The sequence below is a fragment of the Actinomyces israelii DSM 43320 genome (assembly GCF_000711965.1).
GTDB lineage: Bacteria > Actinomycetota > Actinomycetes > Actinomycetales > Actinomycetaceae > Actinomyces > Actinomyces israelii.
The window spans coordinates 1-3,423 of sequence record NZ_JONS01000087.1 but is presented as its reverse complement, the minus strand read 5'-3'; the positions used below and the strand labels follow the sequence as shown (position 1 = coordinate 3,423).

At 73.2% G+C, this 3,423-nt stretch carries 2 protein-coding genes; both read right to left on the bottom strand.

Features of this window, described 5'->3' with window-relative positions; translation table 11 throughout:
* On the bottom strand, positions 1-1,458 hold a 1,458-nt coding region (locus tag O145_RS15100), incomplete at its 3' end, for a hypothetical protein (protein WP_043564481.1).
* A 175-nt stretch (positions 1,459-1,633) separates the two neighbouring features.
* Positions 1,634-3,133 (bottom strand): hypothetical protein, encoded by a 1,500-nt coding sequence (locus O145_RS15095; RefSeq protein WP_043564479.1) that lies wholly within the window; start codon positions 3,131-3,133, stop codon positions 1,634-1,636.
* Positions 3,134-3,423 lie beyond the last annotated feature (290 nt).

Sequence of the window (3,423 nt, the reverse complement as noted above, 5' to 3'; positions counted from 1 at the left end):
CAGCTCGTGGAGGACGGCGACCGCCGCGCCGACCGCCAGGTCCGGGTCGATCATGCCCATGACGCCGCGGCGGATGAGGTCGGCGGCCTCCTGCGCGGAGACGTGCGACCCGCCGTCTGTGCCCTCGTGACCCTCGTGACCCTCGTGGGTCTCGTGGTCCCTGCGGTAGCCGAGGAAGACGGCACGGGGGGCGAGCAGGATGACGGGAGCCACGCCCAGGCGCTCCAGGACCCCGGCCAGCAGGATCGCAACGTCGAGGACGGTGCCGGTGCACGCCTCGAGCAGCCCGGCGGCGGTGCGTATGGGGTGGGAGCCGGCCTGCCACGGGCCGCTCGCGGCCCTGATCATGAGGCGGCGGTCGCGCAGGGCGGCGCATGCGGCCATGGCGAGGGCGTCGGAAGTGGGGGCGACGCCCTCGTCGTGCGGCGCGAGGCGGCGCGCCTCGGTCGCCAGGTCTCCGACAGCGGTCTGGTCGGGCTGGACGAAGGTCGCCAGCGCCGCGCCCGCCCAGCGCCCGCCCCCGGCGAGCCGCCACTGGCGCGGGGGCAGCACGGTCAGCCCCGGCAGCCTGCGCACGGACTGCGAGCCGTCGGCGGCGCGCAGCTCGACCCGCACGTGGGCGGAGCCGGGCTGGCTCACCTGGAGCAGGCTCCCTCGGTCCAGCGCCAGGGCGCGGGTGTCGGTCAGCACCGGGTGGGAGGTGTCCCACGCCAGGTGCCAGGGCTCGGCGACCTCGCGTCCGCCGTCGTCCTCAATGATGGTCAGCGTCACCTCCAGGGCTCCCGACGGCGGCTCCTGGCCGCTGCGCGCCCCGGAGCTCAGGATCTTCCGCTGCTGGCCGTCGTCGCCGGACGCGTCCGGGCTGAAGGCACCGCCGCCCGGGCCGGAGGCGTGTGCGCCCGGGCTGGGGGCGTGCCCCAGCAGGGACAGGCGGATCGAGACCTCGGGCGCGGCGCCCGCCACCGCGTGCGCGTAGCTGACCACAGGCACGCAGGCCACCTCGACCCCGACGGCGTCCAGCGGGGTGCGGCCCGCGCCCTGGCCGCCGTCGATGGCGGCGATGAGCTCGCGTATCTCCGCCTGGCCGGGCTCGGCGCCGATGAGTCCGAGGACCTCGCCGGCCGCGGCGAGGGCGGCCAGGGTCCTGTCGGCGTCGAAGTCTCCGCCGCGGACCAGCTCGTCGCGCAGGCGGCCGACCTCGCCCAGCCTGTCCCCCAGCCCCGGCGGCAGGTCCAGGCGGTAGCGCCCGCCCTCGTCGCGGGCGGTCAGGATGCGGATCTGGGTGGGCAGGTTGGCCAGGTCGGGGAACTCCGGGACCGGGCCGTCGCCGGCGAGGAGGGGGCGCAGCGTGTCGAGCGTGCAGCGGTCGCCCAGAGCGGCGCGGAGGTAGCGCTCCAGGTGGGTCGGCAGGATGCGGAGGAATCCGCGCAGGACAAGATCGCGATTATTGAGCTTCATAAGGTTCAGGTATGGGATCTGCTGGGGCGGCCCTGCATCCTCGACGCTCCGGACCGGAGTCCGGGGCGCTGTCGGAGGACGGCCACGACCGGGCGGGATGTGGCCGACATGCGAAGGCTACAGCGTCCGTGCGACATGTTTGCCGGGTCCGAGGGTGGAAGTGGTGACAGGTCCATCAGTTCGTCTGGTTATTGGTAAGATGGCGACCAATGTATCCCACGACCACCTTGCCGTAGCCTGGGGTGTCCGTCGCATCGTAGAGGTAGAGGCGGGGCGAGACCATCCCCGCGCTGGCGATGACGAAGTGCTTGTCCATGTACACGCGCCCGTCCCCGTCGCGGCCGGGAACCTGCTCGGGCGCCGGGAACATCCGCTCCTTGCGGTAGCGCGGCCGGTTCGCGACCGTCTTCGACTCGGTGGGCCTGTACCGGCCGCGCGAGACCGTGCGGAAGCCGTCCGGCGGCGAGTCGAGGTACTCGTGGAGGTTGCGCACCGTCGCGCTCCCGTCCGCCCGGGCCCGCCCGTAGTCGTTGAGGGTGCGCAGAATGTCCCAGGTCTTCGCGATCCAGGACAGGTTGTTCTGGTCGTCCAGGTCGAGGGCCCGGTCCCAGTCGCAGGTGAGCTCGACCCACGGCAGGGCCCTGGCGAGCTCCCCGTTGGCTGCCCAGGTCGCCAGCTCGGGCCAGCCCGAGGGCTGGGCGAGGTCGGCCCCCTCACCGGGGACGGCCCACGCCTCCTCGCCGCGGCCCGCGCACGACAGCGCGGTGCGCAGGCGCTGAACCTCCCTCTCCGACCTCTCCGCCCGGCTGAGGGCGCGGTCCTTGTCGTCCAGGGCGACCGCGTAGTCGAGGCCGAGCTCGTCGCGCTCCTCGGTGCGCCGCTGCAGCTCCTCGCGCAGGGCGTCGTCGTCGTGCTCGCGCTTGCTGTCGCGCTGCTCCAGGAGGGTGATCGTGTCCCGGGCCTCCGCCAGCTCCGCCTTCGCGCCGTCCAGGTCCTCGCTGCGGGCGGCCAGGAGGGATGTCAGCTCCTCCACCCGCGCGTGCAGACCGGTGGCGTCCGCTGGGACCGCCGGCTGGGCGGCCGTGTCCCTCGTAATACCGCCGATGAAGTCCGTCCACTGCTCCAGCGGCAGGCCCGGGGCCGTCCCGGCCACGAGGACGAGTCCGTGGTGGTCCTCCTCGCCCAGCTCCTTGCGGAGCCTGGGGACGTCCTGCGGCCGGAGGATCTTGGGGTCGTTGGTGAGGTGGATGCCGTGGTCGTCGCAGTCCAGCCGGCGGAGCATGCTCCGCACGAAGCGGGGCACTCCGGCGCTCCTGGGGCGCAGCGGGTCATCCGGGGAGACGGGCGAGTCGATCTCGACGCTGATGAGGCTGCGGCTCGCGAGCCGGGGCCCGCTGGCGGCCATGACCTGGCTGGTCCAGGTGTCCTCGCCGTCGCGCTCGACGACGACGAAGCCGAAGATCTGGTCCTCGGACTGCTCGCGAGAGTCCACCAGGAGGAGCTCCAGCCGCGGGTGCGGCTGAAGGTACCCGCCCGGGCCCAGAGCGCCAAGGCCGTCGGGGCCGAGCTCCTTGCGGTGCTTCCTCTCCGCCCAGTCCACCATGACCCTGCGGACGGCCGGCTCCACCTGCTCAAAGGCCCCGCCGACGCTGAAGGTGCTGCGGTAGGCAAGCATGATCACTCCCTCGGTCCCGGGCGGGCCGCCCCGCCGCCTCACAGGCTATGCCCCGCGCCGGTGCAATGGGGCCGTCTGGCCCACCCGATTGCGATCGCGGGGCCGCCCCCTCCGTCGGGATTTGTTCAGGTCATATGGGGGCGGGGTCTGATGGTTTGTGGGCCGGGGCCTGGCGTGTGCAGCCTCGTGGGTCGTTGTCGGCCTTGACCGGAAAACTTGACCGGAAAAGGTGGCTCCCACGCACTTTTAGCGCCGACCCCCGCCCTGCCCTCGCCGCAGAACCGCAGAAT